We start from the raw sequence: 12,932 nt of genomic DNA, 5'->3' as shown, positions 1-12,932 counted from the left end.
AGGGGAGGCAATGCCTCCCCTAGATCAAACCGAGCTTACAGCTTTAACGACGCCAGCATTTATCGTTATCAGGCGTTTTGGCCCCAATGGCATTGATGGTCATCGACTCACAATCGTCTCCGCCCAATACGCCGGCTGAGGTCACTGTCAGCAAGTAACCACCATCACCGGCCTCCCCATCGCCAAAGGTAACGGTGAAGATACCGTCTATAATCCCCTCATCCGGGATGGCGTCAGTGTAAGCGCCATTTTGCGAGTAATGCCGCTCTACCAGTTGGGCTGTATTGAGCAATAAACTGGCGGCCTCGGCACGCCGGGTCTTTTTCACATATTCGGTGTAACTCGGATAAGCGATCGCAGCGAGAATACCGATGATAGCCACCGTCACCATCAGCTCGATAAGCGTAAATCCTTTCTGGGACATCGATACTCGCCTCATTGCAATTGACGCCACATGATACGCCCACTCACTGAGGAGCGGCGCCCGGCTTCGTCAAGGGTCTTTACCGCGCCGCTGGACAGCAAAATGATCTTGGTTTGAGTTGTCTTCTCATCGCCCTGGTCGATAATTACTGGCAAACCAGGCAAGCCACCGTCAAGATTAACACCGGAAACCCTTTTGTCCTTATCGTCGACTTTTCCATCGCCATTAGTATCAAGCACCGCATAATTAAGCATCGAGCCACTGAAGAGATCCAATTCAACTAAACGACCCGAACCATTGCTTTCGCAAGGATCATTGGCGTCGACCTTGGCCGTGACGAACACCACGCGCCCCAAGGTGGTGAGAGCCGGATAAATCACACGCTCCCCCTGCTGCGTGTTGCCATATTGCAAAGGCAAATACCAGCCTTTATGCGCACTCCAGTCCACTGGGGTCTCGCTGGTTTCTATATAAGTTTCATTATTTTCGGTAATTTCTTTGGTAATAGACTGAGCCAGCAGCTCGCTTTTCTGAATGGCGCCCACAGAATTGGATGGATCCCAGATTGCATAGAAAGCCTGCTGCGTTTTGTCTACCTTATCTGCCACTTCATTGAACTTGCCCGTACCGAACAACACGAGGTGCCCCCCCTCTTCGTGATCGACAATGAGCGGCTGCGCGCTGATAGGGTGCCCAGCCCCCGCCTCGAACAACTTGGAAGCTGTGAATGCGGCCCCATTGAACTCCCACATGTTACCGCGAAGATCGCCTGCGTAAATCTTCTCAATTTGACCTTGGGCGTTGACAACAGCCTGTGGAGAAGACAGCCCATTGCCGCTGGCACGTTCCGCAGCAGTGCCTTTGTCATTCGCATCGACAACAACGTTGCTCAATACAGAGCCATCGGACAGTTTGACAACATAAAGTACCGCCTTGCCATCGTAGCTTCCGTAACCATTACCAAATACCGCAACCCACTCATTCTCTTTGTTACGCGCAATCAGCGGTTTAGAGTAGGTATAACCTAGGTCATTGAGCTTATTGGATGGCGTATTGGTCGCCGGTGGGGAGATTTCCCAGAGTGCCTCAACGGTGTCGCCACCATCGGCCCCGAAGAGTTTCACACCAAACATGCTTTTGCCACCGGCACCCATTCCGGAGACCGCTACGGTCGACCATTTATTATTGAGTTGTGCATCACCAACAGTAATCTGGCCATCCACCATGAATCGGTGCGAGCCACTGGTCGCATAGTTCTCCTTTGCCACTATGCTCAAGGATGACAGCAGCGCCGAGGGCATATAGCCATAGCGATGGCTGCCGTTATTGGCATTGATTACATGAAAGAGACCATCGTTACCATTGACCAGTAAGCTACTGGTCATGCTGCTTTTTTTAGTTTCGAGATAAGCCGTGTAGGTGCTGTCCCCCGAAGCCGTTTTATCCTCAGGCGCAGCGCGCTCCAGAGTGGAGTTGACGATATCACCAAGCAAAACCGTACGATTTCGCAACCCAGTCGCATTGGTACCCTTCAGCCATTCAATCAGGCTCGCACCGTTCAGAGGAGAGGTAACCGTGGCATCAATTTGAGCCTTTTGTGGAGCGGAAAGGTTATTGTAGCTAAGTGAAACGATACTAGCGCCTGTTCCACTTTTGTATGTCTGGTACTTAGCTCCATTCTTAGCTGGTGTAATGGTCGTATCCGTCGTCCATATAGGAGCAGCCGCTGCTCGCCCTGTTTTGGGATCCAGCTTATACGCCTCGATCGTTCCGCGCCAATCCTTGGGATCATAGAGCGTCTTGTAGTAAAAAGTAGACGTAGTCAGAGTAGCGGAGCTCGAAGCACCAGCACCACCAGACCCCGCAGTAGCCGCAATCTCATTGATGGCCTGACTCAGGCTTGCGTTAAGTTGGTCAGCGTTGTTTGCAGTAAAGTAACGCCCCTGGCCATACCGTGCCGCGTCCGAAAGCATCTGGTTCGCGGTCGCAAAACCCACTGTATAGGTTTTCATGTTTTGCTTCTGGAAAGGTGCAGCATTGAAACTCTTGCCTGCCAAGTCTTTATCCGTGGTATTACGCAAGTCAATGTCATAAGCAAACTTGGCGATATCATCCAGGTACAGCGTCCCACCTTCACCGTCACCGCCAGTGCCGTCGTTATTCACACCATCCCAGTTAGGCAGGCTGCCCGCACCAGTACGAGCCGTAGTTTGGGGATCGTTGGTTGGAAAAGTCTGATCGAAGGTAGGCAACCCATCAGTCACCACGACGCCGAAATTAGCCTGGCAACGGTACTGAATGGGGCTTTTATAAAGATTATTCTCCACACCGACAGTGGTTATCCCTTGAAAACGGGATAAACCACGAAAATACCGCGTAGCTTCATAGTAAGTTTCCGCAAGCGGTGTGTTGGAAGTGGCCGTTACGCCAGCAACCGTAGTTTTGAATGCATCAAAGTTGTTTTGTGCCTGGGTTTGGCTGACCAGCTCTGCCCCACTGGGTCCTACGGAACGCGAAAAGTCCAGCACTTCACGGCGAAGACTACCGCCTGGCCCGCTGTCTTGACCGGCGGGCGCATTGAAGGTGATCAGTCCGTAACGCAGGCCACGATTATTCGTGACGATGTCGGTCGTAACCTTACGCGCCACGTTCATTCGATAATCCGTCGGGATAGCTGACGCCGCAATATTATTTACTACCAGATAACGAAGATAATTACCCTTGTATCGAGTACTACCACCGCCAACAGGATCTGGCATCAGCATGCAACGCTGAGTATTACCAGTGCGAAACAACCGGTATCCCGTAGAGCAGGTCGACTGCAAGACGCTGCCGAGGTAGTAAGTATCATCAACCGTAACCGTTCCCCAGTTGTTACATGCCCCCCGGTTATTTGTACCAACACAACGATCTATCGACGCATACGTAGTACTGTCAACGTAGCCAGAATGCCAAATAATGCTATCCATACTGCCGGAGTTATCGAGCAGGATCATCACGTTCGGCGTGACCGCCGTCGCACTTAGAATGGGCGCCTGAACAGGAGTAAACGCATAGAGAGGCGCTGACAGGAAAGCCGTTAATAAAAAGCCAATCCCCACTAAAAATGAACGCTTCATGATTCGAATTCCCCGAAAATAATTATCTTGCATATACGCTTTCCAGTACGGTGCGTGCATTGCCCACATCGGAGACAGCTGTTATTCGATAAAGCGTTGCTGATCCCCCACTGGCATTAACGCGACTGGCAACCCGCGAAGATGTCCCGAGCAGCTGTATATAATAATATGTATTATTTCCCGAAACCGTGAACCATGTATCGCAAGCGGCACTAGAACCAGCAGCGCTGGAAGTTATAGTTGTCGTATCAGGCCCCCTGCAACCATTATCTCCACAGGAGCTACAGCTGGGGTTTCCATTTGCAACTACGCCTTCACCTTCACGTAGCGCTGCTTCGGCTAATTGAAAGCTCTGGTTTTTCAACCTGGTATTACCTGCCATCTTTTCTTGCATGCCCGCGCCCCGCATCGCAGCAACACCGATAATAGTCAGCAACAACAAAAAAATGAGACTGACGAACAGCGCCATACCATTCTGTTTATTCATTGAACGTTTCATAGTGTGTACCTTAAGGCAGGCGATTACGTAGCGCGGCCACAACAGTGTAAGTCTGATTAGACGCGCGACCATCGGCATCAGTCATCGTCAACGAAAGGCGAACACTGCGTATCAACGCAGCATCACTTACTGTGCCCGTATAAGTACCCGTTACATAAGTATCGCCTGCATTAGGCGCCAACCCAAAACTGACGGAAAAGTCAGATACGCCGCTCACCAAAGGCTGAGCCTGACTTGAACCAGAAGCAACGAACAGCGTGTCAGAATCTGCGTCGTACTCGTATGCTAATTTCCTGATGGGAAATGCAAGCTCTCCTGCTCCTGGATTTGCCGAGCCGTCATGCACTGTTCCCGCTGTCAGGCAATCCGTCGTTATCGTCCAGGTCGAACTGGAACTGCCTGCTAGACCGTCTGCCACACTGGCTGTAACCAGGCTAAGTTTTTTCTCGCTCTCATTCCACTGAATGGGAAAGGCAAAATCATCCTGTGGGTTGGCCAGCGCACTGACAGGCAGGCAGCCGAACATTCCAGCCATGCGTATGTCCTGAACCATGCGGCTTAGCACATAACGTGCGTCTTCCTGGAGTCGCGAACTGGCGTCCTGAGTCAAATAGGATTGTTTGGCGCTGGCAAATATTTGCGTAATGCCCAATACCACTACGATACCCAGGGTCACCGCAATCATCACCTCAACCAGACCGAAGCCTTTTTCAGCCTTGTTCATTCGATGCTCCCACCGCCGGCACTGCAACTTCGGATGTAATCTGGATCTGCCCTTGCTCACCGGAGTTTCCTCCGCCAGCTGCCTTATTGGCGCGCGACTCCGACCATGTAATGGTTACCGTAACCGTAGTGCCAGTAACTGCGATAGAGCCCTCTCCCCCAGTAAGATTACCGACATTGGTGGCGAAGTCGGCCTGATCGTGCTCGAGAATAGTCGAAGGACTTGAAGGGGGGCTCGCTATACTCGTCATATCGTAATTATTCAGAGTGCTTGAGTCTGCATTGGCCCGAATGCGATCCAAAATATCGTAGGCTATAAAAGTAGCTTGAGAGGTTGTACGGGCACTGTCCGTGTACTTTAACGCATTCAGTTGTAAAGCCGCCGCCCCGAGCAAACCAATGGCGGTAATAAAAACGGCCACCATTACTTCAATCAATGTAACGCCACGCTCACGCCCATAATTAAGAGAGCCGGCCATTAGCAATCTCCCGCCATCAGGATTCGTCCGGTAGGGCAAAGTTTTAAAATTTTAGTGGTACTGCCCCGAGTGTAATCAAAGTTCACTCCATCATCCTCTACACCACCGAGATTATCGAAAATGAGTTCGGTTTCGCCGTCCTCAGCGTCCAATTGAGCGCCGTCTTTCATCGCCGAAAACTCACGAACAACGGTATCACCCTGCTTCACCGTCATTCCCGCCGCCCAACCCTCGTTTGCGGCAGCGACAGTAATCGAGCGGCTTTTATTGATGGCCTCAAGGCGCGCGAAACTAAGCGCTGTTCTCAACTCATTGATATCCGAATCGGCCCTGGATCGCTCCATCGCCCCCTGAAATGCAGGCGCGGCGAGAGTCGCCAGAATCCCCACCAACGCTAGCGCCACCATCAACTCCACCAGCGTGAACCCGTGCAAAAAACGCCTCATGGGCTTCCTCCATAAATTACTTGGCTACTATATAGAGGCAGATCGCCGCCAGTATGACCGGCATGGACATACGGTCGTTTTTGGAGCATGAGCGCTTCTCGCACCACGATTCGCGAATGGCACTCGCTTTCAGCATTAGCCCAAGGATGGGAAAAAGATGAAACAGAACGGAATGACACTGCCTGAGGTACTGATCGGCCTTGCACTGGTCGCACTACTCATGTCCTTGATGCCCGCATTCGCAGGCATGCTTGATCGACATCGGCTGGAAAACACCACTCGTGATCTCGCTACGGCCATCCGCTATGCACGCACCAGAGCAGTGGTCGAACAAACCGGGGTAACCATCAAGGCGCTGGAGGACGACTGGGGTAACGGCTGGGTAATTTTCCAGGACCGCTACCGCAACATTTCACGAGATGATGCCGGGCCGATGTTCATCGAACGCAAATTGGCCAATCGGGTACAGATCCAGGGCAATGGATCGATGGCACGTTATATCCACTTTTCAGCGCAAGGCTTTCCAAATCAGAAGAGCGGTGCCTTTCAAGCCGGAAGCCTGGTCGTCTGCTCACCTCGGGTCGAGACGAAATCTTCGAAGTTGATTTTAGCTAGCGGCGGACGCCTGAGAATGAGTGCAATGAAAACAGGATGCCCATAGCCAGGAAACAATTCAGATGTATCCAAATGGCGGGTATCCGTTTCGCCCATCCTCCTCACTACAGAGGTCTTGATTGTCAATACGGCACGGATCCATGCGATACAGATCGTCCTGACGAATAGCGAGCAACGCGCCAGTACTACAGCACCTTCCAGCGTGTAGTACTGCTACTATCTCCGCCTGTCATTCGATGCGACCAAATTGCCAGTACTGGGGTCGTATGCCGATAACGAAACAACAACGGATCGATGATGCAGGACAACCCGATTTGGACGCTTCCACCGCGCAAGCAGCGCAGCCGCCTGGCTGAAGACCTGGTGGTGAAGATTTCCCAGCATATGCGCGACGGTACGCTCAAGCGCGGCGAGAAGCTGCCGGCCGAGCTGGATATCATGAGGGCCGAGGGGGTCAGCCGGACGGTGGTGCGTGATGCGCTGTCACGCCTGCAGGTGGCGGGACTGGTGGAGACTCGCCGGGGTGTCGGTACCTTCGTTTGCGATATGCCGGCAGCGCCGGAGCTGCAGCTTGGGCCTGCGACGATCAGTACGGCCCAGGATGTACTGGAACTGCTGGAGCTGCGCATGAGCCTGGAGGTGGCCGCGGTAGGGTTGGCTGCGCAACGACGCACGCCAGAGTCACTCCTGGAGATCCGTATCGCACTGGATGCCCTGCAGCAGGGCGCTGTGCAATTGCCGGCTGGCCTGCCAATCAGCGCGGACTTTCAGTTTCATATCAAGATCGCCAAGGCCGCGCAGAACTCTCACCTGCTCGACATCATGAAGCACCTCGGGGCCAAGCAGATCCCGCGCAACAAGTTCAACTCGGCCTACAAGGCCCACGAGGACGGCGAGGCGTACAAGGAAAACCTGAGCATCGAGCACGAGATGATCTACGAGTCCATCGCCCGTGGCGATGTCGACTGCGCCCGGGCCGCCATGCAACTGCACTTGATCAACAGCCGTGAACGCTTGCTCAGGGCTCAGCGCCGCGCCTGAAACACCGCGCGTGCTGCACAAAGCGACGGCCTGCCTCTGAATCAAGGCGCCGCCCCCCACGGCGAATAAATCGGCAACCTCGATATCTGGGCGCGGCCACCATCGCCTCGCCCGCAAGCGGGCTCCTACATTGGCGGCTATACGCCCAGCTCATCACAGGCAAAACGCAAAACGGACGCCTCCGGACTCTTCATCTCACGATGCAGAGCCCTCGGGCGTCCGTTATTCGCACCTAGGCGCGTTTTTCATTTACATGAAGTTGTACTGCACCCCGATCCGGAAACGCAGTTGGCGATCATCATCAGTGGCACTGACTTTGATATCACCGATTTCGATGAAGGGAGCCCAGGACTTGTCTAGCTTGTACTTAACAGCCAGGTTCTGCTCGTAGTCGCTCTTCTTGTTGTCGTAGCGGATGTAGTCGGTGTCGAAGTAGATGTACTGGTATTCGTAGGACAGCTTGCCGGCCGGGGTGTAGCCGAGCCAACCCTCGTAGCGCTGCGTATTGCGGTTGTCGGAGCCGCGATCCGGTACGTCCTCATCGATCCGGTCACGATTCAGCTTCAGCGCATCGAAGCGGTAGCGGGCGGCGACATAGAACTGGTCACTGAGCTTGCGGGTGTATTTGAGGCCGAACTTGTAGGTCGTGCCGTTCTCGTTGCTGTCCAGCTGGATCGCCGGCTGCCAAGTCGACATCGCGCTGTATTTGTACTGGTAGCTGGTGGTCAGTTCGTGGCCGCTAGACACCGTGTTATCGAAGGCGACGTCCTTGCGATCGCCAGCAGTGCGGTACTTCAGCTCGCCTTCGAAACCCAGGCCGTTGTCCATGCGGTAAGAGAGTTTGACCCGGTCGGAGTGCATACGGTCATCGTCGAGAAACTGGTGGCGATAGTTGATCGAGGCACTGTCGGCCAAAGCACTGCCCGCAGCGGCAGTGGACAGCAGGCAAACGAGTAGACGCAGAGTGAGAGTGTTTTTATTCATGATGATCTTCTTGTTGTTTTCTATGGGTTGAGTTTGTGTTGCCCGGTTTTCAGGCAAAGCGCCGCCCTGCAGCGCTTTGTCCGCATGTTCGAATTGCTGTGTTTGCCATCGCGCAGGCGAGTCCGTGTCGCGGGCCTGGAAGCCCGTTTCAGAAAATCGGCAGGGGAGCTCGCGCTATTGCGCGGTGCAGAGCCTCAGGTTTCGGTGGGCACCTGAGGCTTGCGGGTTACGTCATCAAGGCGGTGCAACGGCACCGATGTCACGGCTGGCATCGACCAGCAGTTGGGTATAGGCGTGCTCGGCACGGTTCTGCGCCAGCAGGCCGGTGTCGAGGGTTTCCACGATGCGCCCGTGCTGCATCACGGCAACCCGGTCACAGAGGTGGGCGACCACGCCCAGGTCGTGGGTCACCAGCAGGTAGGTCAGCCCCTCCTGCTCGCGCAGGTCGGAGAGCAGGTTGAGGATCTCCGCCTGCACCGACACGTCGAGGGCCGAGGTCGGTTCGTCGAGCAGCAGCACTCGCGGTTCGAGGATCAGCGCCCTGGCGATGGCAACCCGCTGACGCTGGCCACCGGACAACTGGTGGGGATAGCGGTAGCGGAAGCTGTCGTTGAGGCCGACCTTGTTGAGGATCGAGGTAACCCGATCCCCGCGATCACCGATGCCGTGCACGCTGAGCGGCTCGCTCAGGGCCGAGTCGATGGTGTGACGCGGGTGCAGCGAGCCGTAGGGGTCCTGAAAGACCATCTGCACCTGACGAAAGTGTGCCAAATCCAGCTTGTGACGCAGGCCCCGTCCGGCAACGCTCAGATGCCCTTCCCAATGCCGGTACTGACCGGCCAGGCAGCGCAGCACCGTGGTCTTGCCCGAGCCGGACTCGCCGACCAGGCCAAACGATTCGCCCTCTTCGACGCGCAGGGCGACGTCGTAGAGCACCTGATTGCGCGCCGCACTGACGCCGAAACTGAGATTGAGTGAATCCACTTCGATCATGGCCATGGGTGCGTACTCAATGGGTCAGCCAGAGGGGATCGCGCTGCAGGTTGGGCAGGCGCGGACGAGGTCGGTCGATGTTCGGCAAAGCAGCCAGCAGGCCCTGGGTGTAGGGATGCTTGGCGTTGTCCAGGTCGGCGGCATCGAGTGCCTCGACCACGCGGCCGGCGTACATCACCAGCACCCGGTCGCAGAAACTGCGCACCATGTTGAGATCGTGGCTGATCAGGATCAGGCCCAGATCGCGCTGCCCGACCAGCTCGTCGAGCACGCTCAGCACCTGGCGTCGAACCGAAACGTCCAGCGCCGAGGTGGGTTCGTCGGCGACGATGATTTCCGGGTCGGTGATCACCATCATGGCGATCATGATGCGCTGCGCCATGCCGCCGGATACTTCGTGCGGATAGAGCCCGTAGACCCGTTTGGGATCACGGATATGCACCTTGTCGAGCATGTCCATCACCCGTTCGCGGGCGTCCGCGCGGCTGGCGCGGTGATGCGCTAGGTAAGCCTCGGCGATCTGCTCACCGACACGCACCACCGGGTTTAGCGAGTACTTGGGGTCTTGCATGATCATCGAGATGCGCTTGCCGCGAATCGCCTGAATCTGCTTTTCGCTGGCACCGAGCAGGTCGACCTCGCCGAGCGTCATGGTCTTCGCGGTAATACGCGCGCTGGCCGGATGCAGGCGCAGCAGGCTACGCCCCACGGTGGACTTGCCAGAGCCGGACTCACCGACGATGGCCAGTTTTTCACGGCCCAGGCTGAAGGACACGTTGCGGACCGCGTCGACCTCCTTGCGGCCGCTGGTGAAGCGTACGCAGAGGTCGTTTACTTCCAGTTTGATAGCGGACATGAGGCCTCCTTATTCGCTGCGCGGATCGAGAACGTCGCGCAGACCGTCCCCCAACAGATTGAACGCCAGGCTGACCAGCATGATGGTCGCCCCCGGAACGGCTACCAGCCACCAGCACTCGAGCATGTAGCGGCGACCGGTGGAAATCATCGCGCCCCACTCCGGCAGCGGTGCCTGGGCACCGAGGCCGAGGAAACCCAGCGCAGCGGCGGTGAGAATGATGCTGGCCATGTTCATGGTCAGGCGGATGATCACCGACGACATGCACATCGGCATGATGTGGCGAAAGATGATGCGCGACGACGAGGCGCCCTGCAGCTGTACCGCGACCACGAAATCGGCGTTGCGCAGCGACAGGGTTTCCGCCCGGGCTAGGCGCGCAATGGGCGGCCAGGAAGTCAGCGCGATGGCGATGACCGCGTGCTCCAGGCCTGGGCCCAGTGCAGCGATGAAGGCCAGCGCCAGCACCAGGCTGGGGAACGAGATGAAGATGTCGGTGATACGCATGAACAGCGCATCCACGAAGCCACCGAAGTAGCCGGAAATGGTACCAACCAGCAAGCCGATAGGGCCGACGATGATGGTCACCAGACCGATGATGTACAGGGTGATACGCGAGCCGTAGACCAGCCGGCTGAACACGTCGCGGCCGTACTCGTCGGTGCCGAACCAGTGTGCCGCGCTCGGCGCCTGCAGGGCGTTGCTGAGGTTCTGCACGATCGGGTCGTGGGTGGCGATCCACGGCGCGAAGGCGGCCACCAGGATCAACAGCATGACCACGCTGGAACCCATCAGCGTCATGGGGTTGCGCAGCAGGTGCTGCATCACCCGCACGCTGCTGTGGCAGAACGCCTGGAACGCCGAGACAGGTGTCTGCTCGCCCGTGCGCTTGATGGATGAAGATGAAGAAATGTTGGCAATCATCGTATGCCTCCGGAACTCGGTTCGGGTCGATACCGGGCGCGCTGCCGCGCCCGATCACTCAACGCTGCTTGTACACACCCAGGTAACGCGTCGCCTCGGCGTCGGCACCCTGGAATCCTTTGACGTCAGCCGCGCTGACCACCGGATCGGTCATCTGCGAAATCATCATGATCGGCCCCACCAGCTCGTCGTAACGCTGCTGCACGCGGTGGTACATGCTCAGCTTGGCGGCGTCGTCGCGCTCCACGCCGAGTTTGTCGATCAGGCTGTTGAGCTCGTCGTCCTGAAACGCCGCGCGCCAGCCCTGGAAGTTGGCGATGCCGGCGTCATCGCGGTTGTCCGGGTTGTAGACGAAGGTGCGCAGGCTGAAGTACGGATGCGGATAACGCTCGGCGCCGCGGGCCACGATGATCTCGAAGTTGCGCGCACGCATGGCGCCGTACACCTGATTACCAGTACCGGTGACGATGCTCGCCTGGATGCCGGCCTGGGCCAGAGTCGACTGCAGGTTCGAGGCGATGTTGACGAACGGCGGCTCGGCCAGGGTGCGGATGGTGGTCTTGAACCCCTGCGGGTGACCGGCCTCGGCGAGCAGCGCCTTGGCGGCGTCGACGTCGAGCGTGTAGCCAGGATCCGGCAGGCGCGCCGTCAGCCCCAGTTGCATGGGCTGCTGGTTGAGCTTGCCGTAATAAGGCATCACCACCTTGTCCAGGCCCTGATAGTCGATCAGCGAACGCACGGCCTTGCGCACACGGATATCGTCGAACGGCGCCTGCTTCATGCTCATGGCGACGTAGTACATGGTGCCGCGCTGCAGGGTCTGGATCTGCATGTTGCCCTTGGCGGCCAGCGCCTGGACGTCGGATGCGGCCATGCCGTAGCCCATGTCCAGGTCACCGCGTTCGAGCATCAGGCGCAGCGATTGCGATTCGGTGATATGGCGGATCAGTACGCGCTTGAGCTTAGTGGCGCCACCCCAGTAATCGGCGAATGCGGTCATCACCAGGGTGTCGTTGGCACGCCAGGAGCTGAGGGTGAACGGGCCGCTGCCCGCTTCGTTGGTGACCAGCCAGGCAGCGCCCAGATCGCCGTCCTTTTCATGTTCGAGCACGGTCTTGCGATCCAGCACCACGGCGCTTGGCGAAGTGGCCAGGGTGTCGATCACCAGCAGCGGGTCGGTCGGCTGCGGCAGTTCGATGACCAGCGTCGAATCGTTCTCGGCGCGGATCAGTTGCCCAATGTTGTCCAGGGTGTAGCCGTAGGCCTTCCAGGTGGTGGCCAGGCCAAAGTTGAGTTTCAGCACCCGATACAGCGACCAGGCGACGTCTTCGGCGGTCAGCGCATTGCCGGAATGGAAGCGCACGTCATCACGCAGGTGAAAGGTCAGCCGGCGACCGTCTTCGCTGACGTCCCAGCGCTCGGCCAATTGCGGGATGTGCGCATCGGGGCTGCCGTCCTTGCGCAACACCAGGGTGTCGTACAGGTTGGCGTTGATGCCCGAGGCATCGAGCCCAGGCGCGTTGGCCGGGTCGATGGAGAACAGATTGGCCATGCTCATGCCGACGATCAGTTGATCGTCCGGGGTCTTGGCCTGGGCGGTCAGCAGCGGAGCGGTACACAGCAGCGCACCGAGCACGCCGCAGAGCAGCGTGGAGCGAAACGATTTCATGCGGATGTCCCTATTGTAATTATTGAAGGGCTGCAATCGATTGCATTGGGGTCTGTAGACGTTTCATCACGAGCCGCGTTGCCGCGAGAAATCTCGCCAGGCTAGGCGGAGGACGCCGGTAATGGTTGCTCCCTTGCCAAGTCCTCCAACAACGCGTGGC

Annotated in this window: 13 protein-coding genes; 2 read left to right on the top strand and 11 right to left on the bottom strand. The window is 57.0% G+C overall.

All coding sequences use genetic code 11. From position 1 onward, the window contains the following. Positions 1-43: 43 nt before the first annotated feature. The 6 genes from ACZ3GY_RS01065 to ACZ3GY_RS01040 are packed head-to-tail and all read right to left on the bottom strand — an operon-like array spanning position 44 to position 5,690. Positions 44-424 carry a type IV pilin protein gene (locus tag ACZ3GY_RS01065; protein ID WP_279615855.1) on the bottom strand — a complete coding sequence of 127 codons (381 nt, stop codon included), beginning with the start codon at positions 422-424 and terminating at the stop codon, positions 44-46. An 11-nt stretch (positions 425-435) separates the two neighbouring features. Next, positions 436-3,543 (bottom strand): pilus assembly protein, encoded by a 3,108-nt coding sequence (locus tag ACZ3GY_RS01060; protein ID WP_465908635.1) that lies wholly within the window; start codon positions 3,541-3,543, stop codon positions 436-438. 22 nt (positions 3,544-3,565) lie between these two features. Next, entirely contained in the window at positions 3,566-4,042 is a 477-nt protein-coding gene (locus ACZ3GY_RS01055; protein ID WP_244158162.1) for a pilus assembly PilX family protein, read from the bottom strand. 10 nt (positions 4,043-4,052) lie between these two features. Continuing rightward, positions 4,053-4,766, bottom strand: a complete 714-nt coding sequence (locus tag ACZ3GY_RS01050) for a PilW family protein (protein WP_084305123.1) — start codon at positions 4,764-4,766, stop codon at positions 4,053-4,055. Further along, complete coding sequence (pilV, locus tag ACZ3GY_RS01045; RefSeq protein ID WP_084305125.1) at positions 4,753-5,244, bottom strand: type IV pilus modification protein PilV; 492 nt, start codon at positions 5,242-5,244, stop codon at positions 4,753-4,755. The genes ACZ3GY_RS01050 and pilV overlap by 14 nt, the downstream gene beginning before the upstream one ends. Next, positions 5,244-5,690, bottom strand: coding sequence for a GspH/FimT family pseudopilin (locus ACZ3GY_RS01040; protein ID WP_465908634.1), 447 nt, complete (start codon positions 5,688-5,690; stop codon positions 5,244-5,246). The genes pilV and ACZ3GY_RS01040 overlap by 1 nt, the downstream gene beginning before the upstream one ends. Before the next feature lie 157 nt (positions 5,691-5,847). Between ACZ3GY_RS01040 and ACZ3GY_RS01035 the strand changes: the two genes are divergently transcribed. Continuing rightward, complete coding sequence (locus ACZ3GY_RS01035; RefSeq protein WP_084305362.1) at positions 5,848-6,351, top strand: GspH/FimT family pseudopilin; 504 nt, start codon at positions 5,848-5,850, stop codon at positions 6,349-6,351. Between the two features lie 251 nt (positions 6,352-6,602). Beyond that, on the top strand, positions 6,603-7,346 hold the full coding sequence (locus ACZ3GY_RS01030; protein WP_465908633.1) for a FadR/GntR family transcriptional regulator: 744 nt from the start codon (positions 6,603-6,605) through the stop codon (positions 7,344-7,346). A gap of 249 nt (positions 7,347-7,595) precedes the next feature. On the opposite strand, the gene ACZ3GY_RS01025 is transcribed toward ACZ3GY_RS01030, so the two are convergent. The 5 genes from ACZ3GY_RS01025 to ACZ3GY_RS01005 all read right to left on the bottom strand — a co-directional run bounded on the left by ACZ3GY_RS01025 (position 7,596) and on the right by ACZ3GY_RS01005 (position 12,772). After that, positions 7,596-8,330, bottom strand: coding sequence for an oligogalacturonate-specific porin KdgM family protein (locus tag ACZ3GY_RS01025; protein WP_465908632.1), 735 nt, complete (start codon positions 8,328-8,330; stop codon positions 7,596-7,598). Between the two features lie 234 nt (positions 8,331-8,564). After that, positions 8,565-9,329 carry an ABC transporter ATP-binding protein gene (locus ACZ3GY_RS01020; protein ID WP_042553331.1) on the bottom strand — a complete coding sequence of 255 codons (765 nt, stop codon included), beginning with the start codon at positions 9,327-9,329 and terminating at the stop codon, positions 8,565-8,567. A 10-nt stretch (positions 9,330-9,339) separates the two neighbouring features. Further along, positions 9,340-10,179: an ABC transporter ATP-binding protein gene (locus ACZ3GY_RS01015; protein ID WP_465908631.1), complete on the bottom strand. Its 840-nt coding sequence runs from the start codon at positions 10,177-10,179 to the stop codon at positions 9,340-9,342. A gap of 9 nt (positions 10,180-10,188) precedes the next feature. Continuing rightward, a complete protein-coding gene (locus tag ACZ3GY_RS01010) occupies positions 10,189-11,103 on the bottom strand; it encodes an ABC transporter permease (RefSeq protein ID WP_465908630.1) in 915 nt (304 codons plus the stop codon). Between the two features lie 58 nt (positions 11,104-11,161). Continuing rightward, on the bottom strand, positions 11,162-12,772 hold the full coding sequence (locus ACZ3GY_RS01005) for an ABC transporter substrate-binding protein (RefSeq protein WP_465908629.1): 1,611 nt from the start codon (positions 12,770-12,772) through the stop codon (positions 11,162-11,164). Between the last annotated feature and the right edge of the window lie 160 nt (positions 12,773-12,932).

Source organism: Pseudomonas sp. PME37.24/006 (assembly GCF_055556635.1).
The sequence above is the reverse complement of the archived record's forward strand: the minus strand, read 5'-3'. Positions and strand labels throughout refer to the sequence as shown.

Bases quoted from the DNA above. Each gene is read 5' to 3' on its own strand.
- pilV (WP_084305125.1), bottom strand. From the start codon at position 5,244: ATGGCCGGCTCTCTTAATTATGGGCGTGAGCGTGGCGTTACATTGATT.
- ACZ3GY_RS01050 (WP_084305123.1), bottom strand. From the start codon at position 4,766: ATGAACAAGGCTGAAAAAGGCTTCGGTCTGGTTGAGGTGATGATTGCG.
- ACZ3GY_RS01025 (WP_465908632.1), bottom strand. From the start codon at position 8,330: ATGAATAAAAACACTCTCACTCTGCGTCTACTCGTTTGCCTGCTGTCC.
- ACZ3GY_RS01035 (WP_084305362.1), top strand. From the start codon at position 5,848: ATGAAACAGAACGGAATGACACTGCCTGAGGTACTGATCGGCCTTGCA.
- ACZ3GY_RS01055 (WP_244158162.1), bottom strand. From the start codon at position 4,042: ATGAAACGTTCAATGAATAAACAGAATGGTATGGCGCTGTTCGTCAGT.
- ACZ3GY_RS01040 (WP_465908634.1), bottom strand. From the start codon at position 5,690: ATGAGGCGTTTTTTGCACGGGTTCACGCTGGTGGAGTTGATGGTGGCG.
- ACZ3GY_RS01030 (WP_465908633.1), top strand. From the start codon at position 6,603: ATGCAGGACAACCCGATTTGGACGCTTCCACCGCGCAAGCAGCGCAGC.
- ACZ3GY_RS01060 (WP_465908635.1), bottom strand. From the start codon at position 3,543: ATGAAGCGTTCATTTTTAGTGGGGATTGGCTTTTTATTAACGGCTTTC.
- ACZ3GY_RS01015 (WP_465908631.1), bottom strand. From the start codon at position 10,179: ATGTCCGCTATCAAACTGGAAGTAAACGACCTCTGCGTACGCTTCACC.
- ACZ3GY_RS01010 (WP_465908630.1), bottom strand. From the start codon at position 11,103: ATGATTGCCAACATTTCTTCATCTTCATCCATCAAGCGCACGGGCGAG.
- ACZ3GY_RS01020 (WP_042553331.1), bottom strand. From the start codon at position 9,329: ATGGCCATGATCGAAGTGGATTCACTCAATCTCAGTTTCGGCGTCAGT.
- ACZ3GY_RS01065 (WP_279615855.1), bottom strand. From the start codon at position 424: ATGTCCCAGAAAGGATTTACGCTTATCGAGCTGATGGTGACGGTGGCT.
- ACZ3GY_RS01005 (WP_465908629.1), bottom strand. From the start codon at position 12,772: ATGAAATCGTTTCGCTCCACGCTGCTCTGCGGCGTGCTCGGTGCGCTG.